The following is a 16,161-nucleotide window of genomic DNA, read 5'->3' as shown; positions in this document are numbered from 1 at the left end:
GGGGTCTCCTGCCACGTTGTTCTGATGTGTGGAGGCAATATATCCCGGCGTTAGTCTTTGTGCAATACGTTCGCTATAAACGAATTCCCTAGGGATCCGGCCCCTCAGCGCCGCTGGCAGACAGGGCAGAAATAGGTGGCCCGCTGGCCCTGGACGATGCGCCGGATCGGGGTCCCGCAGACCCGGCAGGGCTGGCCCGCGCGCTCGTACACGGCGGCGTGGATCGTGAAGTAGGCGCCCGGCTCGCCGCTCGCCCCGACGTAGTCGCGCAGCGTGCTGCCGCCGGAGTCGAGCGCGTCGGTGAGGGTGGCCCGGATGGCGGCCGCGAGCTTGTCGCAGCGCGGGCGCGAGACCTTGCCCGCCGCCAGGCGCGGGTCGATGCCGGCGCGGAACAGGCTCTCGGATGCGTAGATATTGCCCACCCCGACCACCGCGCTGCCGGCCAGCAGCGCCTGCTTGACCGCCATGGCGCGGCCACGGAATTGATCGTGCAGCCACTTGCCGTCGAAGCGCGGATCGAACGGTTCGATGCCCAGGCTGGTCAGAAGCGGATGGGCCTCGATCGGGCCGTCCTGCGCCGGATGCCACAGTACTGCACCAAAACGGCGCGGGTCGTGCAGGCGCAGGATGGCGTGATCGAACACCCAGTCGACATGATCGTGCTTGCGCGGCGCCTCATCCAGCGGCACGCGGCGCAACGAGCCCGACATGCCCAGATGCACCAACTGGATGCCGTGTTCGAAGCGCAGCAGCAGGTATTTGCCGCGGCGCGCGCATTCGAGCACGACCCGGTCGGTGAGCAGGGCAGGGAGTTCGGGCGGGACGGGCCAGCGCATGCGGGGTTCGCGAACCACGAGATGGCGCAGGGTCTGGCCGGTGATGACGGCGTCGATTCCTCGACGCGTGGTTTCCACTTCAGGCAGTTCCGGCATGAGCCAGTGTAAGATCAGCAATTACGTGTACGAAAGATTGTGCCACCAACCGGACGGGCCGCGTGAAGTTGTCGCTCAAACACATTAATCTCCGATTGGCCTCGCTGGCCCTGGTGCTGGCAGGTTTGCAGGCGGTCCCCGCCCTCGCCGCCGACGTGCGTCCCAAAGACGCCACCGGGCCGCGACTGGTGCCTCAGCAGCGCCAGCCCGAAACCGAGGTGATCCACCTCCGTCCGGGTCAATTGCCGCTGGTCAACCTGACCGGCGACATCTTCTATCGCGTGCTGGCGGCCGAGATCGCCGCGCAGCGGGGCATGTACGGCAGCGCCGCGGCCACGCTGGTCAACCTCTCGCGCGAAACCAGCGATCCGCGCCTGGCGCGCCGCGGGCTCGAGTTCCAGCTCGCCGGCGGCAACCTGCCGGGCGCCCTGGAGGCCGCGCGCATCTGGTCGCGCCTCGCGCCCAACGACATCGAAGCCAGCTCCACCGAGCTGGCCCTGGCCGCGGCCAACGGCCAGACCAAGGGCCTGGCCGAGGCGCTGCGCAAGCGCATCGACGCCACGCCTGACAAGGCCGGCGCCATCGCGCAGGCCATGGGCGTGCTGAGCCGGCTCAACGACCGCCGCCTGGCCCTGCGCATCCTCGACGAAGCGCTGTCCGACAACGTGCGCAAGCTGCCGGTCGCCCGCCTGGCCCTGGCCGACGTGGCCCAGGCCGCCGGCGACTACGAGCGCGCCTTCACCGAATCGCGCGCCGCGCTGGCCGCCGACCCGCGCTCCGAGCCGGCCGCGCAGCGCGTGCTCGAATACGGCAGCAAGGTCGATCCGCAGCGCGCCGAAGAGCAGGCGCGCGCCTTCATCGCCCGCAACCCGAACGCCCGCAAGGTCCGCCTGATGCTGGCCGGCCAGCTCGCCGAGCGCGGCGAGTACGACGCCGCCCAGGCCGAGCTGCAGGCCATGTCGCGCCGCTCGCCCGAGGATTTCGATCTGCTGTTCATGCAGGCGCAGCTGGCCTACAAGGCCGGCAACCTGAACCAGGCGCGCGCCCTGCTGCAGCAGTATCTCGACGTGCAGAACCAGCGCCAGCAGGCCACCGCGCCCGGCGCCACCGATGCCGGCGCGGCCGCGGCCGACGCCCACGTGCTGCTCTCGCGCATCGCCGAAGACCAGGGCCGCTACGACGACGCCATCGCCGAGCTGGGCCGCATCGACGACGCGTCGATGCGCTTCCAGGCCCACATGCGGCAGGCGTCGCTGCGCGCCCGCCAGGGCCGCATCGACGACGCGCTGGGCCTGATCGACGCCGCCGGTGCGCAAGACGAAGAAGAACAGGTGCTGGGCATTCTCACCAAGGCGCAGATCCTGCGCGACGCCGACCGCGTCGACCAGGCCATCGCCATGCTGGCCAAGGCCGACCAGCAGATGCCCGACACGGTCGAGATCAAGTACGAGCTCGCGATGCTGTACGAGCGCGTCGGCAAGGTGGATCAGCTCGAACGCCTGCTGCGCCAGGTGATCGCCCTCGATCCCGAGCATGCGCACGCCTACAACGCGCTGGGCTACACGCTGGCCGATCGCGGCCAGCGCCTGCCCGAGGCGCTCGACCTGATCACCCAGGCGCTCGAGCTCGCGCCCGAGGATCCGTTCATCCTCGACAGCATGGGCTGGGTCAAGTACCGCATGGGCGACCTGCCCGCCGCCGCCGAGTATCTCAAGCGCGCCTACCTGCAGCGCCCCGAGGCCGACATCGCCGCGCACCTGGCCGAAGTGCTCTGGAAGCAGGGTCAGCGCGACCGCGCCACTGAACTGCTGCGCGCCGGCTACAAGAAAGATCCGAAGAACCGCACCGTGCTCGAGACGCTCGAGCGTCTCGGGGTCAAGCCGTGATGGCCGGCCTCTCGCGCCTGCGCGCCGCCGCGGCCGTGCTGGTGGTCGGCGTGATCGCCGGCTGCACCTCGCTGCCCGAGGCCGAAGCCCCCAAGGGCGACGCGTTCTCGCGCGCCGGCCGCTTCGCCATTACGGCCACCGAGTCCGACGGCAGGCAGCAGGCGGTGCAGGGCGGCTTCACCTGGCAGGACACCGGCCGCGAATACGTGCTCGACCTCACCAACCCGCTTGGCTCGATCGAGGCGCGCGTGCAGGGCTCGCCCGGCGTGGCCACGCTCACGCGCGCCAACGGCACCACGCTGCAGGCGCCCAACCCGGATGCCCTGGCCGAAGATGCGCTGGGCAGCCCGGTGCCGGTCTCGGGCCTGCGCAGCTGGTTGCGCGGGCAACTGGCCACAGACACCGCGCCCGCCGAAAACGTGCAGCGCGACGAGCTCGGGCGTCCCGCGTCCTTCGAGCAGGGCGGCTGGGCCGCCCGCCTGTCGCGCTACGACACGCTCGGCCCGCAGCTGCTGGTGCTGGAGCGCCAGGAGCCCGGACGGCGCATCATCGTGCGGCTGGTGGTCAACCAGCCCTGACCGGCATCCCACGGGGCGGCACGAGCCGCCCCGATCGTTTCCGGCGCAACCTTTCTTCCGTGTCTTTCCCGTGACGCTCTACGACGTACCCGCTCCCGCCAAGATCAATCTGTTCCTGCACGTGGTGGGGCGCCGGCCCGATGGCTATCACCTGCTGCAGACGGCGTTCCGTTTCGTCGACCTGGCCGACACCCTGCATTTCGAGGCGCGCGCCGATGGCCGCATCGAGCGCGCCTACGCGCTGCCCGGCGTGCCCCCCGAGCAGGATCTGGTCGTGCGCGCCGCGCGCGCACTGCAGGCCGCCACCGGCACGACGCAGGGCGCCCGCATCGGGCTCGAGAAGCGCATTCCGCAGGGGGGCGGCCTGGGCGGGGGTTCGAGCGACGCGGCCACCACGCTGATCGCGCTGAATCGCCTGTGGGGCACCGGCCTGTCGCGCCGCGACCTCATGGCGCTCGCGCTGCCGCTGGGCGCCGACGTGCCCGTGTTAGTGTTCGGCCAGTCGGCGTTTGCCGAGGGCGTGGGCGAAGAACTGCAGGCCCTGGCCCTGCCGCCCGCCGCCTATCTGATCGCCCAGCCCGACGCGAGCGTGCCCACCGCTGCAATTTTTTCGGCAGAGGATTTGACAAGGGATTCAAAGCACGTCACAATAACGGACTTTCTTGCTTCGCCTAATTCTTTCTTCGGAAAGAATGATATGGAAGCGGTGGTTTTCCGGAAATTCCCGGCAGTGTCGGGGGCGGTACGGTGGCTTGCAAACCTGGGAATCCGGGCGCGCATGTCAGGGTCTGGAGCGTGTCTTTACGCTGAATTCCCGGAAATCTCCGAAGCCGTTTTGGCAGAACAGAAAATTACCGCTACAATGCGCGGCGCTGATAAAACAATCAGCCAAACGCATCCCGGGTTTCGGTTAGTGAAGGCAGTTGCCGGATTGACAGAACACCCGTTGCGGAACTGGATTGAAAGCTAGTTGGGGAGTCGCCAAGCTGGTTAAGGCACCGGATTTTGATTCCGGCATGCGAAGGTTCGAATCCTTCCTCCCCAGCCAAACCAATACATAAAAAAGCTGTTGAACATGAGCCCGTCAGACACCGGCACCAGTTCAGCGGCTTTTTTGTTTTTCGGGGTCTGCGCAAGCGGGTCAGGCATTCCGGTGCCGCCCCTGGCCTAGTGCCTCGTTGTTTCAAACGACCATCACCTGCATCATGGCAAACGATAGCTTCATGATTTTCACGGGCACGGCGAACACCCGCCTGGCCGTGGACGTAGTCAACCATCTCGACATGTCCCTCGGCAAGATGACCGTGGGTCGCTTCTCGGATGGTGAAGTGATGGTCGAGATCAACGAAAACGTGCGCGGCAAGGATGTCTTCGTCCTGCAGCCCACCTGCGCCCCGACCAACGACAACCTGATGGAAATCATGGTGATGGTCGATGCCCTGCGCCGCGCGTCGGCCGGCCGCATCACCGCCGCCATCCCGTATTTCGGCTATGCCCGCCAGGATCGCCGCCCGCGTTCGGCGCGCGTGGCCATCTCGGCCAAGGTCGTGGCCAACATGCTGCAAGTGGCCGGCGTCGACCGCGTCCTCACCATGGACCTCCACGCCGACCAGATCCAGGGTTTCTTCGACATCCCGGTCGACAACATCTACGCAGGTCCGATCTTGCTGGGCGACATCTGGCGCCGCAATTTCTCGAACCTGGTCGTGGTGTCGCCCGACATCGGCGGCGTGGTCCGTGCGCGTGCGCTGGCCAAGCAGCTCGAAGCCGACCTGGCCATCATCGACAAGCGCCGTCCCCGCGCCAACGTCTCCGAAGTGATGAACATCATCGGTGAGGTCGACGGACGCACCTGTATCATCATGGACGACATGGTCGATACGGCCGGCACGCTGTGCAAGGCGGCCCAGGCCCTGAAAGAGCGCGGCGCCGGCGCCGTCTACGCATACTGCACGCACCCGGTCCTGTCCGGTGGCGCCATCGAACGCATCGAAGCCTCGTCCCTGGACGAGCTCGTGGTGACCGACACGATCCCGCTGTCCGAAGCGGGCCAGGCTTGCGGCAAGATCCGCCAGCTATCGTGCGCGGCACTGCTGGGCGAAACCATCCTGCGTATCTCGAACGCGGAATCGGTCAGCTCGCTGTTCGCCGACTGAGGCGAACGACCCCGGCGCGACGCCGCGCGGGGCGGATCCGATCCGCTCCCGGCTGCGCGCCACAGCCCCCATTTGCCTGTTGCTGGTCGCGGCAGCAGGCGGATCACACGCCGCGCATGTTGTGCGGCGTGAATTTACGTGGCGGTCCTGCCGCCAGACTGTTTGGAGTTTTCCATGAAATTCAATGCCACTTCGCGTAGCGTCCAGGGTACGAGTGCGAGCCGCCGCCTGCGCCGCGAGGGTCGCGTTCCCGCCATCGTTTACGGCGGTACGGCTGCCCCCCTGAACATCGAGCTCGACCACAACGAAATCTTCCACGCCCTGCGCAAGGAAGAATTCCACGCTTCGATCCTGACCATGGCGATCGAAGGCAGCAAGAGCGAACAAGTCCTGCTGCGCTCGGTGCAATGGCACGCCTACAAGCAACAAGTCCTGCACGTGGACTTCCAGCGCGTGGACGCCAACCAGGCCCTGCACACCAAGGTGCCGCTGCACTTCATCAACGCCGACATCTCGCCGGCCGTGAAGCTGTCGGGCAACATCATTTCGCACCCGATCACCGAAGTCGAAGTGACCTGCCTGCCCGCCAACCTGCCGCAATTCATCGAAGTGGATCTGAAGGATCTGCTGGGTGGCGGCGTGGTGCACCTGTCGGCCGTCAAGCTGCCGCTGGGCGTGACCTTCACCTCGCACGGCTCGGATGACCCCGTCATCGTGTCGGCCGTGTCGAAGGGCGGCCCTGCCGCCGACGAAGGCGACGCCGAAGCTCCGGCTGCCTAAGGCTGCCCCGGGCTCGTCCCGGGCACGCGGGGTTGCGCCCCGCACAGACCCTGCGCCTGCGGTTGCACGCGCAGGGTTTTTTGTGTTCTAAACACACGCATCATGTCTGCACCCATACGTTTGATCGTCGGGCTGGGCAATCCCGGCCCCGAGTACGAAGCCACCCGCCACAACGCGGGATTCTGGCTCGCCGACCACCTGGCCGATGACCTGCGCGCCACCTTCAATCTCGAGAAAGGCTTCTCGGGCTTCGTGGCGAAGGCGCGCGTCGACGGCGAGAACGTGCTGCTGCTCAAGCCCATCACCTACATGAACCGCTCCGGCCAGGCCGTGGGCGCGCTCGCGCGCTTCTACAAGGTCGCGCCGGAAGAGGTGCTGGTGCTGCACGACGAACTCGACCTGCTGCCCGGCCAGGCCAAGCTCAAGCAGGGCGGCGGCCACGCCGGCCACAACGGCCTGAAAGACATCCAGGCCGCGCTCGGCAGCCCGAACTTCTGGCGCCTGCGCATCGGCATCGGCCATCCGCGCACGCTCGGCCTGCAACAGCAGGTGGCCGACTTCGTGCTGCATCCGCCGCGCCGCGAGGAGCAGGGCGGCATCGACGACGTCATCAGCCGCTCGCGCGCCGTGGTGCCCGCGATGCTGCGCGGCGACTTCGCCCAGGCCACGCGCCAGCTGCACGGCGGAAACCCCGCGTGACGCGGCGCGCGCCCCTGCCGCGGCCCGGCCCGCTCACGCTGCGCCAGGAGATCGCCGACTGGTGGCGCTACCTGCGCGCGCCCACGCCGCGCGGCCGCCTGGGTCCGCGCCGCGCCGGCAGCGGGCTCGAACGCGACATCTGGCCCGGCGTGCGTCCGGGCCGCATCCTCGCCTGGGCCGCGCTGCTGTGGCTCATCAACCTGTTCGTGCTGGGCCCCATCGCGGTGGCCGCGGCGGGCGCCGGCGGCGCGATGCACCGCCTCGACCCGAACAACATCCCGTGGCTGGCCGCGATCTTCTGGGCGCCGCTGGTCGAGGAAATGCTGTTCCGCTACGGCCTGCGCCGGCCCCTGCAGGCGCTCTGGCTGGTGCCGGTGATGGTGGCGGTGGTGATCAACGGCCCCAAGACCTGGGTCGTGATCACCGTGGTCGGCCTGGTCGTGCTGGCCGCCTGGCCGCTGCGCGCCGGCGCCGCGAAGCTGCGCGGCTGGAACACGCGCTGGCGCCGCTGGTACGTGCAGTATTTTGGTTGGTTCTTCCATCTCAGCGCGCTGGCGTTCGCCGCCGTGCACCTGAGCAACTTCAAGTTCAGCCAGATGCCCTGGTGGCTGATGCCCGCGCTCGTGCTGCCGCAATGGCTCACGGGGCTGGTGCTGGGCTGGATGCGCATGCGCCGCGGCATCGGCGCGGCCATCATGCTGCATGCTTTTTTCAATACCGGCCCGATCCTGCTGATCTGGGGCCTGATGAAGGTGTTGCCGGAAGCGGCCACCTGAGAACGCCCGCGCTGGCCGGGCGGGCCCCGCCGGCGGCGTCCGGCGAGGCCGGCGGATACCGCTGCGCCAGCAAGACCGGGGTACTGGCGTTAAACTGCACCCTGAATCGCGCAACGGCGCGCAAAATATCGTACTGACACAGGATTTCCATGGCTCTGCAATGCGGCATCGTCGGCCTGCCCAACGTGGGCAAATCGACGCTCTTCAACGCTCTGACCCGCGCCGGTATCGCGGCCGAGAACTACCCGTTCTGCACCATCGAGCCCAACGTGGGCGTGGTCGAGGTGCCGGACCCGCGTCTCGAGAAGCTCGCCGAGATCGTCAAGCCTGAGCGCATCCTGCCGGCCACGGTCGAGTTCGTCGACATCGCCGGCCTGGTGGCGGGCGCCAGCCAGGGCGAAGGCCTGGGCAACCAGTTCCTCTCGCACATCCGCGAAACCAACGCCATCGTCAACGTGGTGCGTTGCTTCGAGGATCCCAACGTGATCCACGTTGCCGGCAAGGTCGACCCGATCGCCGACATCGAAGTGATCGAGACCGAGCTCGCGCTGGCCGACCTGCAGACCGCCGAGAAGGCCCTGCACCGCCACTCCAAGACCGCGCGTTCGGGCGACAAGGAAGCGCAGCGCCTGGTCACGGTGCTGGAGAAGTGCATCGCCCACCTGAACCAGGCCAAGCCGGTGCGTTCGCTGGGCCTGTCGACCGAAGAGCTCGCGCTGATCCAGCAGCTCTGCTTCATCACCGCCAAGCCGGCGATGTACGTGGGCAACGTCAGCGACGACGGCTTCACCAACAACCCGCTGCTCGACCGCCTCACCGCGTTCGCCAACGAGCGCGGCGCCCCGGTCGTGGCCATCTGCGCCTCGATCGAATCCGAAATCGTCGACCTGCCCGACGAAGACCGCCAGGCCTTCCTGTCGGACATGGGCATGGAAGAGCCGGGCCTGAACCGCCTGATCCGCGCCGCCTTCAAGCTGCTCGGCCTGCAAACCTACTTCACCGCCGGCGTGAAGGAAGTGCGCGCCTGGACCATCCCCATCGGCGCCACCGGCCCCCAGGCCGCCGGCGTGATCCACACCGACTTCGAACGCGGCTTCATCCGCGCGCAAACCATCTCCTACGACGACTACATCGCCTGCAAGGGCGAACAGGGCGCCAAGGAAGCCGGCAAGATGCGCGCCGAAGGCAAGGAATACGTGGTGCAGGACGGCGACGTGATGAACTTCCTGTTCAACGTCTGAGGCCTGCCGCCGCCGCCGCCGCCGCCGCCCCGCCGGCTGCCGAACGAACCCCGCATGCGCGAGCCTGCGGGGTTTTTTCTTGGGCGGCGCCGCGGCGCGCGCGGGCACGGGCGGCGCAAGCGTCCAGCCGGATACGTCGCATCGGGCCGCCGCCTGCACGCTCGAGCTTGCGGTCACTCGACGACGGTTCCGGCCCGGCGCTTCGGCGAGCAGCGCCGTCGTTCGGGTATCGCAGGGGGCTTCGAGATCGCAGACAATGTGGACATGGCGTGATCTTTCCCGGGAAGGTTGCGCACGCGGCAATTCAGCGGTCGGCACGGAGGCGCAGGCATGTACGACATCATCGGTGACATCCATGGGGAAGACCGGAAGCTCGAAGGTCTGTTGAAGCACCTCGGGTACGTGCCGGCGGGCAGGGGCTATCGCGCGCCCGCTGGGCGCCAGGCGGTATTCCTGGGCGATCTGGTGGACCGGGGTCCGGGCCAGGCCCGGGTGCTGGAAATCGTCCGCGCGATGGTGGACGAGGGCCAGGCGCTGTGCATCATGGGCAACCACGAATTCAACGCCATCGGCTACGTCACGGAAGATCCCGACAGTCCGGGCGAGTTCCTGCGCCCCAACCGGGGCGACTCGGAGAAGAGCCGCAAGAACCGCAAGCAACACGGCGCGTTCATCGCGCAGATCGGAGAAGGCAGTGCGGCCCATGCGGCGTGGGTGGCCTGGTTTCGCCAACTGCCACCCTTTATGGACCTGGGCGGCATCCGCGTGGCGCATGCCAGCTGGGACGACGCGGCGGTCAGCACGCTATCCGATGCGGGCTGGAGGCCGGGCAAGCGCCTGGACGACGCCGTGCTGCTGGCCACGCATCGAAAGGGTTCGGCGCTGGAGCAGGCGAGGAAGCGGCTGACCTCGGGGGTGGAGCTGGCGCTGCCCGAAGGCCGCTACATCGAGGACAAGGAAGGGCATCGTCATTACGAGGTGCGGCTCGCGAACTGGCGCGATTGGGCGAGTGCCCTGCATGAGGTCGCGCTGGTGCCTGCGGGGCAGGAGGCGCAGATACTGGGCCTGGCGCTGCCCGAAGGCTTCGATCGCACGCCCATCAGCGGCGCGCCGATCTTCATCGGCCATCACTGGTTCAAGGGGCCGCCCAGGATCGAGAGCGGCAAGCTCGCATGCCTGGATTGGTCGGCGGCGGCCGGCGGTCCGCTGGTGGCCTATCGCTGGGACGGCGAAGACCTCTTGTCCAACGACAAGCTGGCCTGGGAAGCGCAGGCGGGACCCGCGCGGAAGGGGTGAGATCGCGGCGCGGCCGCCGCAGGTCTGCCTGCGGGTTGATGCTTGCCGCAGCGCGCAGCATGCGCTGCCGGCCGTGACGTCGCGGTCCTTCCGGTCCCCCCGAGGTGGGGACCCGTCCTGATCCTGAACGACCGGCCACGCGCGCGAGGCGCGTGCGGTGATGATACGAGTCGCGATGCGCCACGCCTGTGCGTGGCCCGCATTCGACCGAGGCGGTTCATGGTGGGCATTCAGTATGCGTTCCATCATTGTCCGTGCCAGGTGTTCGTTGCTCGATATAGAGCAGAGCCCCCGGCCGGCTGACGATGGATGTGCTCGAAATTATCCAAAGCGATGATTTCAGGGCATGGCACGACAGGCTGAGTGACAAGATTGCGTGGGCACGAATCCATGCGCGTATCCGCCTTGCATCCTGTGGAAGTCTGGGCAACTGGCGACCGGTTGCGGGGCGAGTCTCCGAGATGCGCATCGATGTGGGGCCCGGCTACCGCGTGTATTTCATTCGTCACCACGCTGCCATCGTGCTGCTTTGCGGTGGCAACAAGCGCACTCAGGATATGGACATTAGAAAGGCCAGCGTTCTGGCCCGCATGTGGAGATTTTGAATGTCGAGCCTCGCTGCAGTTCACAGCCCACCCGCGGGATTTTCCCGGTGGGACGCCGCTCAGGCGCTCGAGGCGGATGAAGCCGCCGCGATGTACCTCGCCGCTTGCCTGGCCGAGGACCCTGGCGATGGCCGACTGGTGCACGCGGCGCTGGGCGACATTGTGCGCGTGCGCGGCCTGGACCGCGCTGCGCAGCAGATATGCGTCGCACCGGAAACGCTAGGGCGCGCGCTAGTCGCCCACGAGAGTCCGGCCTTCAATGCGATCCTCGCGCAGATACGCGTGCGCGGCCGCAGTCTTCGCGTCGACATCGCCGGCGCCTGACGGTGCCGATTCCATCGGGTGGCAGCGTCAACGCGCGCGCGATCCGCGCAAGCATGCGTTTCCTGAGCCTGCGGCCCAGCGGGCGGATCGACGGGGCCGCGGCAAGCGCACACGCATGACGTGCACGCCCGTGGCCCTCATTGCGCGCTCAACAAATCCGTCCCGTACGAGTTGTCCACCGTGCAGCGCCACTGGCCGTCGGGGTCGTGGCGGAAGACGTAGGTGGCGCGGCGGGTGATGTGGGTGGGCGTGCCGTCGGCGGCGGGGATCTCGAGGTGCGTCTCCATGATGACCAGCGCGGTGCCGGCGCCTTCGATCACCTGCATCTCGCCCTGCGTAACCTTGAGCTTGTGCTGGAAGTGGGCGGCGATGGCGATGAAGGCCTGGCGGATGCGGTCCTTGCCGTGCACGACGTGGCCGGGCTGGATCACCAGCGCGGCGTCGTCCGCGTAGTGGGTCATCAGGGTGTCGTAGTCGGCGGCGGTGATCGCGCGGTCGCAGGCTTCGATGACGTGGCGCAGGGTATGGTCGCTCATGCGGGGCTCCTCGTGGGAAACAGGCGCCAGAAGAACGAAAAAACCCGCCTTCTGGCGGGTTGGTGTCGTGCGCAGCCCGCCGTTCAGGGAATGGCGGTAATGATGCGGCGGGCGGGCGCGGTGGGCTTCATGTGCCTGACTATACGGGGCGTTGCAGCGCCCCGCAAGCGCCATGGCCCGGCGCGGTGCTGCGGCTGCAGGGCTGCCGCCAGCCCGCCGATCCTTGCGGGCACTCGCGATGCCTCTGCATCGGCTCAGGAACCCGGCGCCGCTTCGGGCGGCCGACGTCGTTGCGCGAACAACCAATCGCGCCAGGGCTGGCCGGTGAGCATGTCGGGCGGCACGCGATGGTCCATGCCGGTGTAGGTGTGGAACTCGAGCGGCGCGCCGGCGGCGCTGAGGTCGCGATACCAGGCCTGGCTGCCGGCATAGGGGTTCTCGTCGTCGGCGTCGCCGTGCACCAGCCACAGAGGGACGGCGGCCGTCGCGGCCGCGGCGGCGCGCTTGGACGAGGGCGGCACCGCCGCGATGGCGACGATGCCGGCGAACAGATCCGGCTTGGCGAGCGCGGCCTGCAGGGCGGCGCTGGCGCCCATGGAGAAGCCCACGGCATAGATGCGCTGCGGATCGACGGCGTGGCTGTCGCGCACGTAGGCGATGGCGGCGAGCACGTCGGCCAGCGCCGGGCCGGCCTCGGCGGTGACCACGCCATGGCTGTCGCGCGAGTAGCGGGCCGTGCGCGTGCGCGTCTGCGGCACCAGCACGTACGCGGGGTAGCGGGTGCGCAGGTCGGGCGCGGCCCAGCTGCGGGCGAGGCCGCCGAGCTGGCTTTCGTTGTCGTTGCCCATGCCGCCCGAGCCGTGCAGCATCACGACAAGCGGATAGCGTTCGCCCGTCTTGATCTGCGGCGGCGGCAGCAGCCGGTACGACAGGCGCACGCCGTTGGACGTGGTGTATTCCAATGCCTCGAACGGCGCGATGGGCAGGCGGGCGGCCGCGTCCGCCGCGTCCTGGCCCGCCTGCGTGGCGACGAAGGCGGTGGCCGTTTCGCCGGCCTGCGCGGGCGCCCACGCCAGGACGCTGCAGGCGGACAGCAGGCAGGCCAGCGTGCGCACGGCGCGGCGGGCGGATCGGAGAGGGAAGAACGGGGGCATCGGGACTCCGGCGGACGGCAGGTCGGTCAGGCCGCCGCGCGGGGCGGCCTCGAGACCGGATTCTAGAGGCCGCCGGGCCGCGACGTGTGAAGTTGTGTAGCAGAAGTGTGGGTATCTGCGTTCAAGCGGCCTCGGCCTCGGCCCCCGCGACCGCGGGCGCGCGCTGCACCACCGGCATGACTTCCTGCGCCAGCTCGTGCAACGTTTCCTCGAGCGGGCGGCGGTTGCGCCGCAGTTGCAGGCCGACGTGGGCCACGCCCGCCGCGCGCATCGCCTCCAGCTCCTCGATCAGCGCACGACGGCCGGTGCGGCAGCCGAAGCGGTAGCGCTGCAAGGGGGCGTCGGGATCCTCGGCGAGGTCGAGGTGGATGAAGCTCACGTAGGGCTTGGCGCCCGCCACCTCGCGCCACAGCGCCGCGCGGCGCACGTGGTCCTCCGGCGTGCCGGGATAGGCGAGCCAGCCGTCCATGTGCTGCCCGACCCATTCCGGCGTCTGCTGTGCCAGCCCCGCCACCAGCAGCGGCAGCGCGGCCTGCGCGGGGCGCGGCAGCACGTCGATGCCCTCGGGCAGCGCGCCGCGGCCGCCGCGCAACTGCGCCACCTGTGCGCGCAACGCGGCGCCGCGCGTATCGAAGTCGCGGCCGAAGATCGGGTATTCCACCGGCCGGTCGCCGCTGGCGATGCCGAGCAGCAGCCGACCGCCCGAGAGCTGGTCGACGCTGGCGGCCGCCTTGAGCGTGAGCACCGGCTCGCGCAGCGGCAGCACCACGGCCGCGGTGCCCAGCAGGATGTTGCGCGTCACGCCCGCGAGGTAGCCGAGGTAGGTGAACACCTCGTGCACCTGCGCCGCATCGCCGAACGCCGGGTCATAGACCGGCACGTCGCGCAGCCAGAGCGCGCGAAAGCCGAGCTGGTCGGCCAGGATCGCGAGCGCATTCTGTTGCCGGATGTCCGGCACGCCGAACGGCCGGCCGTCGCGCAGACGGCGGGCTTCGCCATCGGGCGACCAATCGTTGTCGAGCGGCAGCTCCAGGCCGAGGCTGAAGCCGCCCTGGGTCAGGCGTTGCAGGGCGGACATGGGGCGCTCCGCTCAGTCCCAGGCGGGCGCGAGCCCGTCGGGATTGGCCTGGCGTTCGCCGCGATCGAGCGTGGCGATGCGGGCCATGTCGTCGGCCGTCAGGCGCAGGTCCTGCGCCTTGAGGTTGCCGGCCAGGTTTTCGCGCCGGGTCGACGAGGGGATCACGGCGTAGCCCAGCTGCAGGGCCCAGGCCAGCGCCACTTGCGCGGGCGTGGCGCCGTGCGCGCGGGCGATGTCGTTGAGCACCGGCTCGCCCAGCACCTTGCCGTAGGCCAGCGTCATGTACGAGGTCAGGTGCAGCCCGCTCTCGCGGGCATAGGCGGCGAGCCTGGCGTTCTGCAGATAGGGGCTGATCTCGACCTGGTTGGTGGCGATCGCGTCGGCGCCGGCCAGCGCCCGGGCTTCGCGGCTCAGGGCGATGGTGAAGTTCGAGATGCCGATGGCGCCGGTGAGCCCCTGGGCGCGGGCCTCGGCCAACGCCTGCAGGGTTTCGGCCAGCGGCACGGCCTGGCCGGGCGAGGGCCAGTGGATCAGCGTCAGGTCCATGCGATCGGTGCGCAGGCGCTGCAGGCTGTCTTTCAGGCTCGGGATGAGCGCGTCGCCGGCCAGGTTGTCGGTCCAGATCTTGGTGGTGAGATAGAGATCGTTGCGCGCGACACCGGATTCGGCGATGGCCTGGCCGATGTCGGCTTCGTTGCCGTAGATCTGCGCGGTGTCGATGGCGCGGTAGCCGACCTCGAGCGCGTTGCGCACCGAGTCGATGACGGTCTGGCCCTGCAGGCGGAAAGTGCCCAGGCCGATAGCGGGGATGCCCATTGCATGCTCCTAGTTTCGAATGGAGGCCAGTATGCGGGCTTTACATTTGCCGAAAAAGTCGTCTATAAGCCAAATACATTTGCGCCGGAGTCAATAATGAAGACCACGCTGGACGAGCTGATCACGTTTATCGCCGTGGTCGACGCGGGTTCGATCTCGAAGGCGGCCGAGCAGCTCGGCCAGACCGTGTCGGGCGCGAGCCGCACGCTGTCGCGCCTCGAAGAGAAGCTGCAGACCACGCTGCTGCGCCGGACCACCCGGCGCCTCGAGCTCACCGGCGAGGGCGCCAGCTTTCTGGAGCAGGCGCGCCAGATCGTGGACATGGTCGAGGGCGCGGAGGAACAGATGGCGGCGCGGCGAGAGCGGCCCGCAGGTCGGTTGCGGGTCGACGCGGCCACGCCCTTCATGCTGCACGTGATCGTGCCATTGGTGGCCGGCTATCGGCTACGCCACCCGGAGGTCGAGCTCGAACTGATGAGCAACGAGGGCGTGATCGACCTGCTGGAGCGGCGCACCGACGTGGCGATCCGGATCGGCCGGCTCAAGGACTCCACCCTGCACGCGCGGCCCATCGGCGGCAGCCGGCTGCGCGTGCTGGCCAGCCCCGCCTATCTGGAGGCGGCCGGGCGGCCGCGCCGCGTCGAAGACCTGGCCCAGCACGTGCTGCTCGGCTTCACTCAGCCCGACAGCCTCAACGAATGGCCGCTGCGCGACGCCGACGACGGCCAGCTGCACATCACGCCCACGATACGTTCTTCCAGCGGCGAAACCCTGCGCCAGCTCGCGCTGGAAGGGGCCGGCATCGTCTGCCTGTCCGACTTCATGACGCGCGCCGACCGCCAATCCGGGCGCCTGGTGCAGCTGTTCCCACGCCATACGCTGGACGTGCGCCAGCCCATCAACGCGGTGTATTACCGCAACACGGCGCTGTCATCGCGCATCGCGTCCTTCGTGGATTACCTGGTCGAGCGGATCGGGCCGGACGGCTTCGAGGAATAGGCCGCCGGCGCGCGCGGCGCGCACGCTGATGCATGCTGTTGCGTCTCGCATGCTATTTGCCCGCCGCTCCGGGCCTTGGCGGGCCCCCGATTTGTTACGATAGCGTTATCCCGGGGTGGTTTGCCCGGACCTCTGGTTCACGGACGCTCCCAACTTTTGACCCGCCACGCTGGCGCCAGGGCCCACGGCCCGCTCCGGCAGGGGCCGCCACGCGGCCGGCGATGCAACACCCCACAGCGACGCATGGCGCTGTACACGCCTGACCGGTGCAACCGGCAGATTCACAGGATCCATCCAAGTCGAGT

The 16,161-nt window shown here is 68.7% G+C and carries 16 protein-coding genes, 1 tRNA gene and 1 pseudogene; 13 read left to right on the top strand and 5 right to left on the bottom strand.

Translation table 11 applies throughout. The annotated features are described in order from the left end of the window. Positions 1 to 104 precede the first annotated feature (104 nt). Positions 105 to 932: a bifunctional DNA-formamidopyrimidine glycosylase/DNA-(apurinic or apyrimidinic site) lyase gene (gene mutM / locus CEG14_RS22695; RefSeq protein WP_094828682.1), complete on the bottom strand. Its 828-nt coding sequence runs from the start codon at positions 930 to 932 to the stop codon at positions 105 to 107. Here mutM and CEG14_RS22690 point away from each other — a divergent pair. The 12 genes and pseudogenes from CEG14_RS22690 to CEG14_RS22635 all read left to right on the top strand — a co-directional run bounded on the left by CEG14_RS22690 (position 931) and on the right by CEG14_RS22635 (position 11,273). Continuing rightward, positions 931 to 2,818: pseudogene (locus CEG14_RS22690) on the top strand (tetratricopeptide repeat protein). The gene mutM and the pseudogene CEG14_RS22690 overlap by 2 nt on opposite strands. Beyond that, positions 2,818 to 3,396, top strand: a complete 579-nt coding sequence (gene lolB / locus CEG14_RS22685; RefSeq protein ID WP_094828681.1) for a lipoprotein insertase outer membrane protein LolB — start codon at positions 2,818 to 2,820, stop codon at positions 3,394 to 3,396. The pseudogene CEG14_RS22690 and the gene lolB overlap by 1 nt, the downstream one beginning before the upstream one ends. Before the next feature lie 70 nt (positions 3,397 to 3,466). After that, the gene (gene ispE, locus CEG14_RS22680) at positions 3,467 to 4,366 is read left to right on the top strand and encodes a 4-(cytidine 5'-diphospho)-2-C-methyl-D-erythritol kinase (RefSeq protein WP_094828680.1); all 900 of its coding nucleotides are present in this window, start codon (positions 3,467 to 3,469) and stop codon (positions 4,364 to 4,366) included. 1 nt (position 4,367) lies between these two features. Further along, positions 4,368 to 4,444: transfer RNA gene (locus CEG14_RS22675), tRNA-Gln, on the top strand. Positions 4,445 to 4,601: 157 nt separating this feature from the next. Next, positions 4,602 to 5,552, top strand: a complete 951-nt coding sequence (locus CEG14_RS22670) for a ribose-phosphate pyrophosphokinase (RefSeq protein ID WP_176461546.1) — start codon at positions 4,602 to 4,604, stop codon at positions 5,550 to 5,552. A 174-nt stretch (positions 5,553 to 5,726) separates the two neighbouring features. Next, positions 5,727 to 6,332, top strand: coding sequence for a 50S ribosomal protein L25/general stress protein Ctc (locus tag CEG14_RS22665; RefSeq protein WP_094828679.1), 606 nt, complete (start codon positions 5,727 to 5,729; stop codon positions 6,330 to 6,332). 102 nt (positions 6,333 to 6,434) lie between these two features. Further along, positions 6,435 to 7,031, top strand: coding sequence for an aminoacyl-tRNA hydrolase (gene pth, locus CEG14_RS22660; RefSeq protein WP_094828678.1), 597 nt, complete (start codon positions 6,435 to 6,437; stop codon positions 7,029 to 7,031). Next, positions 7,028 to 7,807 (top strand): CPBP family glutamic-type intramembrane protease, encoded by a 780-nt coding sequence (locus CEG14_RS22655; RefSeq protein WP_094828677.1) that lies wholly within the window; start codon positions 7,028 to 7,030, stop codon positions 7,805 to 7,807. Before pth ends, CEG14_RS22655 begins: the two co-directional genes overlap by 4 nt. Before the next feature lie 149 nt (positions 7,808 to 7,956). After that, positions 7,957 to 9,048: a redox-regulated ATPase YchF gene (gene ychF / locus CEG14_RS22650; RefSeq protein WP_094828676.1), complete on the top strand. Its 1,092-nt coding sequence runs from the start codon at positions 7,957 to 7,959 to the stop codon at positions 9,046 to 9,048. Positions 9,049 to 9,378: 330 nt separating this feature from the next. After that, a complete protein-coding gene (locus tag CEG14_RS22645; RefSeq protein WP_094828675.1) occupies positions 9,379 to 10,344 on the top strand; it encodes a metallophosphoesterase in 966 nt (321 codons plus the stop codon). A gap of 305 nt (positions 10,345 to 10,649) precedes the next feature. After that, a complete protein-coding gene (locus tag CEG14_RS22640; protein ID WP_218831355.1) occupies positions 10,650 to 10,949 on the top strand; it encodes a type II toxin-antitoxin system RelE/ParE family toxin in 300 nt (99 codons plus the stop codon). Then, positions 10,950 to 11,273 (top strand): hypothetical protein, encoded by a 324-nt coding sequence (locus CEG14_RS22635; protein WP_094828674.1) that lies wholly within the window; start codon positions 10,950 to 10,952, stop codon positions 11,271 to 11,273. Between the two features lie 137 nt (positions 11,274 to 11,410). Here CEG14_RS22635 and CEG14_RS22630 read toward each other — a convergent pair whose 3' ends face one another. The 4 genes from CEG14_RS22630 to dkgB form a co-directional block, all read right to left on the bottom strand. Further along, the gene (locus CEG14_RS22630; protein ID WP_094828673.1) at positions 11,411 to 11,809 is read right to left on the bottom strand and encodes a YybH family protein; all 399 of its coding nucleotides are present in this window, start codon (positions 11,807 to 11,809) and stop codon (positions 11,411 to 11,413) included. Between the two features lie 254 nt (positions 11,810 to 12,063). Further along, positions 12,064 to 12,963 (bottom strand): alpha/beta fold hydrolase, encoded by a 900-nt coding sequence (locus tag CEG14_RS22625; RefSeq protein WP_094828672.1) that lies wholly within the window; start codon positions 12,961 to 12,963, stop codon positions 12,064 to 12,066. Positions 12,964 to 13,084: 121 nt separating this feature from the next. Beyond that, the gene (locus CEG14_RS22620) at positions 13,085 to 14,041 is read right to left on the bottom strand and encodes a TIGR03571 family LLM class oxidoreductase (RefSeq protein ID WP_094828671.1); all 957 of its coding nucleotides are present in this window, start codon (positions 14,039 to 14,041) and stop codon (positions 13,085 to 13,087) included. A 12-nt stretch (positions 14,042 to 14,053) separates the two neighbouring features. Then, a complete protein-coding gene (gene dkgB / locus CEG14_RS22615) occupies positions 14,054 to 14,857 on the bottom strand; it encodes a 2,5-didehydrogluconate reductase DkgB (protein ID WP_094828670.1) in 804 nt (267 codons plus the stop codon). Positions 14,858 to 14,953: 96 nt separating this feature from the next. Here dkgB and CEG14_RS22610 point away from each other — a divergent pair, with 96 nt between their 5' ends. Further along, positions 14,954 to 15,856, top strand: coding sequence for a LysR family transcriptional regulator (locus tag CEG14_RS22610; protein WP_094828669.1), 903 nt, complete (start codon positions 14,954 to 14,956; stop codon positions 15,854 to 15,856). Positions 15,857 to 16,161 lie beyond the last annotated feature (305 nt).

This window comes from Bordetella genomosp. 1 (genome assembly GCF_002261335.1).
Lineage (GTDB): Bacteria > Pseudomonadota > Gammaproteobacteria > Burkholderiales > Burkholderiaceae_B > Bordetella.
This window is presented reverse-complemented; position numbering and strand designations above follow the sequence as displayed.

Bases quoted from the DNA above. Each gene is read 5' to 3' on its own strand.
- CEG14_RS22635 (WP_094828674.1), top strand. From the start codon at position 10,950: ATGTCGAGCCTCGCTGCAGTTCACAGCCCACCCGCGGGATTTTCCCGG.
- ychF (WP_094828676.1), top strand. From the start codon at position 7,957: ATGGCTCTGCAATGCGGCATCGTCGGCCTGCCCAACGTGGGCAAATCG.
- lolB (WP_094828681.1), top strand. From the start codon at position 2,818: ATGGCCGGCCTCTCGCGCCTGCGCGCCGCCGCGGCCGTGCTGGTGGTC.
- CEG14_RS22670 (WP_176461546.1), top strand. From the start codon at position 4,602: ATGGCAAACGATAGCTTCATGATTTTCACGGGCACGGCGAACACCCGC.
- CEG14_RS22620 (WP_094828671.1), bottom strand. From the start codon at position 14,041: ATGTCCGCCCTGCAACGCCTGACCCAGGGCGGCTTCAGCCTCGGCCTG.
- CEG14_RS22610 (WP_094828669.1), top strand. From the start codon at position 14,954: ATGAAGACCACGCTGGACGAGCTGATCACGTTTATCGCCGTGGTCGAC.
- CEG14_RS22625 (WP_094828672.1), bottom strand. From the start codon at position 12,963: ATGCCCCCGTTCTTCCCTCTCCGATCCGCCCGCCGCGCCGTGCGCACG.
- dkgB (WP_094828670.1), bottom strand. From the start codon at position 14,857: ATGGGCATCCCCGCTATCGGCCTGGGCACTTTCCGCCTGCAGGGCCAG.
- CEG14_RS22640 (WP_218831355.1), top strand. From the start codon at position 10,650: ATGGATGTGCTCGAAATTATCCAAAGCGATGATTTCAGGGCATGGCAC.
- CEG14_RS22665 (WP_094828679.1), top strand. From the start codon at position 5,727: ATGAAATTCAATGCCACTTCGCGTAGCGTCCAGGGTACGAGTGCGAGC.
- CEG14_RS22645 (WP_094828675.1), top strand. From the start codon at position 9,379: ATGTACGACATCATCGGTGACATCCATGGGGAAGACCGGAAGCTCGAA.
- CEG14_RS22630 (WP_094828673.1), bottom strand. From the start codon at position 11,809: ATGAGCGACCATACCCTGCGCCACGTCATCGAAGCCTGCGACCGCGCG.
- pth (WP_094828678.1), top strand. From the start codon at position 6,435: ATGTCTGCACCCATACGTTTGATCGTCGGGCTGGGCAATCCCGGCCCC.
- mutM (WP_094828682.1), bottom strand. From the start codon at position 932: ATGCCGGAACTGCCTGAAGTGGAAACCACGCGTCGAGGAATCGACGCC.